4 protein-coding genes are annotated in these 3,867 nt (G+C 65.5%); 1 reads left to right on the plus strand and 3 read right to left on the minus strand.

Annotated elements, in window-relative coordinates; genetic code table 11:
- Positions 1-9: 9 nt before the first annotated feature.
- The 3 genes from pstA to pstS all read right to left on the minus strand — a co-directional run bounded on the left by pstA (position 10) and on the right by pstS (position 3,021).
- Entirely contained in the window at positions 10-876 is an 867-nt protein-coding gene (pstA, locus tag AC1DU6_RS22795; RefSeq protein WP_457325194.1) for a phosphate ABC transporter permease PstA, read from the minus strand.
- Positions 873-1,832: a phosphate ABC transporter permease subunit PstC gene (gene pstC, locus AC1DU6_RS22800; RefSeq protein ID WP_457445679.1), complete on the minus strand. Its 960-nt coding sequence runs from the start codon at positions 1,830-1,832 to the stop codon at positions 873-875. The genes pstA and pstC overlap by 4 nt, the downstream gene beginning before the upstream one ends.
- Before the next feature lie 151 nt (positions 1,833-1,983).
- Positions 1,984-3,021 carry a phosphate ABC transporter substrate-binding protein PstS gene (pstS, locus tag AC1DU6_RS22805; RefSeq protein ID WP_477859799.1) on the minus strand — a complete coding sequence of 346 codons (1,038 nt, stop codon included), beginning with the start codon at positions 3,019-3,021 and terminating at the stop codon, positions 1,984-1,986.
- A gap of 229 nt (positions 3,022-3,250) precedes the next feature.
- On the opposite strand from pstS, the gene AC1DU6_RS22810 reads away from it, so the two are divergent.
- Positions 3,251-3,730, plus strand: a complete 480-nt coding sequence (locus AC1DU6_RS22810; protein WP_457325954.1) for a fasciclin domain-containing protein — start codon at positions 3,251-3,253, stop codon at positions 3,728-3,730.
- Positions 3,731-3,867 lie beyond the last annotated feature (137 nt).

Here is a 3,867-nt window from a genome sequence, read left to right on the forward strand (position 1 = left end):
GGTCAGTCCTTAGTGTTTGTTCTTGAAGAGCACGCGGGCCAGGATGTTCAGCAGCAGCACGCCCACGGTGATCAGGAAGACGCCGGCCCAGGCCAGCTTCTGCCAGTTCTCGTAGGGGCTCATTGCGAACTTGAAGATGGTGACCGGCAGGCTGGCCATCGGCGAGCTGATGTCGCTGGTCCAGAACTGGTTGGACAGCGCCGTGAACAGCAGCGGTGCGGTCTCGCCGGACACGCGAGCCAGGGCCAGCAGGATGCCGGTGAGGACGCCAGCGCGGGCCGCCTTCAGCGTGATGGTCAGGATGACCTTCCACTTCGGCGTGCCCAGGGCGTAGGCGGCTTCGCGCAACGCGTTGGGTACCAGGCTGAGCATGTTCTCGGTCGTGCGGATGACGACCGGGATGACGAGTAGCGCCAGGGCCAGCGCGCCGGCCATGCCGGAGAAGCTCTTCAGCTTGGCCACGACCATCGCGTAGACGAACAGCCCGACGACGATGGACGGCGCAGACAGCAGGATGTCGTTGATGAATCGCACCGCGCTGCCCAGCCAGGTCTTCTGTCCGTACTCCGCCAGATAGACACCGGCCAGGATGCCGACCGGTGTGCCGATCAGCGTGGCCAGGCCCACCATGACGAAGCTGCCGAAGATGGCGTTGGCCAGGCCTCCACCCTCGCCCTGCGGCGGCGGCGTCATCTCGGTGAAGGTGGACAGGGTCAGGCCGCCGATGCCGAGGTAGATGGTCTCGAACAGGATCCAGACCAGCCAGAACACACCGAAGCCCATGGCGCCCAGGGACAGCGCCAGCGCGATGACATTGGTGCGCTTGCGCTTCTTGTGCATCGCCAGCCGGCGAGCGTCGAGGGTGGTTGAGCTCATGAACGGGCTCCTTCGCTCTTCTTCAGGCGCATCAGCAGCAGCTTGGAGATGGTCAGCACGACAAAGGTGATCAGGAAGAGGACGAGGCCGAGGTACATCAGCGAAGCCTGGTGCAGGCCCTCGCCGGCTTCCGCGAACTCGTTGGCCAGCGTGGACGTGATGCTGTTGGCGGCCTCGAAGACCGACAGCGAGTTCAGCTGGTTCATGTTGCCGATGACGAAGGTGACGGCCATCGTCTCACCGAGCGCGCGCCCGAGACCCAGCATGACGCCGCCGACGACCCCGGTCTTGGTGTAGGGCAGCACGACGCGGGAGACGACCTCCCAGGTCGTCGCGCCCAGGCCGTAGGCGGACTCCTTCAGCATCGGCGGCGTGACCTCGAAGACGTCGCGCATCACCGAGGCGATGAAGGGAATGATCATGATCGCCAGGATGATGCCGGCCGACAGGATGCCGATGCCCACCGGCGGGCCCGACACCAGCGAACCCAGAAAGGGCACGCCGTTGAGCATCGCCTGCAAGGGCGCCTGCACGAAGGTGGCCAGGATGGGGCCGAACACCAGCAGGCCCCACATGCCGTAGACGATGGAGGGCACGGCAGCCAGCAGCTCGATGGCGATGCCCAGCGGGCGCTTCAACCAGCTGGGCGACAGCTCGGTCAGGAAGATGGCGATGCCGAAGCTGACCGGCACGGCGATCACCAACGCGATGAAGGAGCTCGCCAGCGTGCCGTAGATCATGACCAGGCCGCCGAACTTCTCCTGCACCGGGTCCCATTCCGCGCTGGTCAGGAAGCCGAGGCCGAAGGCCTTGAGCGCCGGCGTGGCACCGATGATGAGGGAGCCGATGATGCCGACCATCAACAGCAGCGTCAGCCACGCTGCACCCTGCGACAGGGCCGCGAACAGCGCGTCAGCCCAGGGGGCGACGCGGCGGCGCTGGGGTTTGGGTTCCATCGGTGAAGTATGCGAGCGACGTTCGCTTCGATCAGCGCCTGCGTTGCCGGCTGGAAGGATGGCTGCCAAGGAACCTCCTGGGGTCTGAGAGAGAAAAGGCGCCTGATGTAACGAAGCCCGGCGAGGCCGGGCCAGGTTCAGCGCCCGGGCATCACTTGTAGGCCACCGCCTTGCCGGACGTGTCCTTGATCTCGCCCCACTGCTTGCGCACCAGATCCTTTACGGCGGCAGGCAGCGGCACGTAGTCGAGGTCGTCGGCCATCTTGTCGCCGTTGCCGTAGGCCCATTCGAAGAACTTCAGCGCGGCACCGGCCTGCGCCGCCTTGTCCTGCGACTTGAACATCAGGATGTAGGTCGGGTTGGTCAGCGGCCAGGYAGTCTTGCCCGGTTGGTCGGTCGTGATCTGATAGAAGGTCTTGTTCCAGTCGGCGCCGGCCGCGGCGGCCTTGAAGGCGTCGTCGCTCGGGTTGACCCACTGGCCGTCCTTGTTCTTCAGCTGGACGTAGGTCATCTTGTTCTGCTTCACATAGGCGTACTCGACGTAGCCGATGGAGTTGGGCAGGCGCTGCACGAAGGCGGCGACGCCCTCGTTGCCCTTGCCGGCCGTACCGGCCAGCCATTTGACCGTCGTGCCTTCGCCGACCTTGCTCTTCCAGTCCTCGCTGACCTTGGACAGGTAGTTGGTGAAGATGAAGGTCGTGCCCGAACCGTCGGCGCGCGCCACGGGGGCGATGGTGGCGTCCGGCAAGGCGACACCTGGGTTCAGCGCGGTCAAGGCCGCGTCGTTCCACTTGGTGATTTTGCCGAGGTAGATGTCAGCCAGCACGGCGCCGGTCAGCTTGATCTGGCCCGGGGCGATGCCCTTGATGTTGACGACGGGAACGACGCCACCAATGACCATGGGGAATTGCAGCAGGCCGTCCTTGGCCAGTTCCTCGTCCTTCAGCGGCATGTCGGAAGCGCCGAAGTCGACCGTCTTGGCCTTGATCTGGCGGATGCCGGCACCCGAACCGACCGACTGGTAGTTGATGCGGGCGCCGCTGGCCTTGTTGTAGGCATCGGCCCACTTGGCATAGATGGGCGCCGGAAAGGTGGCGCCGGCGCCGGTCACGTCCTGGGCAAGGGCCGCCTGGGCACCGAACAAACTCACGACGATCGCGAGCGACTTGCTGACCTGGACAAATTTCATCTGAGACACCTTCCGCAGGGCGGGTTTGACGATGACCGGCATCCTAGGGATCGAATGTGACGATTGAGTGACTGCCCAGTCATCGATCCGGCCATTGGAGCGCGTCAAAGCGCGGCTGGGAAGCCGCCTGAACCGCTTTGTGACACTGTCATTTTCGATTCACGCGAGCGTCATATGGCGCTTCTAGAGTGCCGGCCTATCGTTTCCCGACCACACCGGAGCTTCCGAAATGACCCGTCGCACATCCCTGATCGCGTTGACCGCCAGCGCATGGCTGGTCGCCTGCGCTACCACCCCCGCGCCGGCGCCGCTGGCCGAGACGCTGGCCCGCGACCCGCAGCTCAGCACCTTCAACCGCCTGGTAGCCCAAGCCGGCCTCGCCGACGAACTGCGTGCCGCCGGTCCGCTGACCGTCTTCGCGCCCAGCGACGACGCCTTCAAGGCCGTGCCGGCCAAGACGATGGAAGCGCTGGCCGCTGACCCGGCCCAGCTCAAGGCAGTGCTGGGCTATCACGTCATCGATGGCCGTGTTGCGGCCGCCGATGTGAAGCCGGGCACCGCCAAGACCCACCAAGGCGCCACGCTGGCCCTGGCCAAGGCTGGCAGCTTCGTCACGGTGGACGATGCCGTCGTGCAGCAGGCCGACATCGTCGCGACCAATGGCGTGGCCCACGTGGTCGACCGCGTGCTGATGCCGCCGAAGAAGTAAATCAGGCTCCAGCAAGCAGAAGGCCGCCACAGGGCGGCCTTTTTGTGGGCCGAGCGCTGGGCCGCCCCCGAGCCGGCCCGCATCTGGCGATGTGCTTGCCGGTCGATCCGGCAAGCATCGCCGTCCCCTTGGGGGAC

The sequence above is a fragment of the Roseateles sp. P5_B10 genome (genome assembly GCF_056400485.1).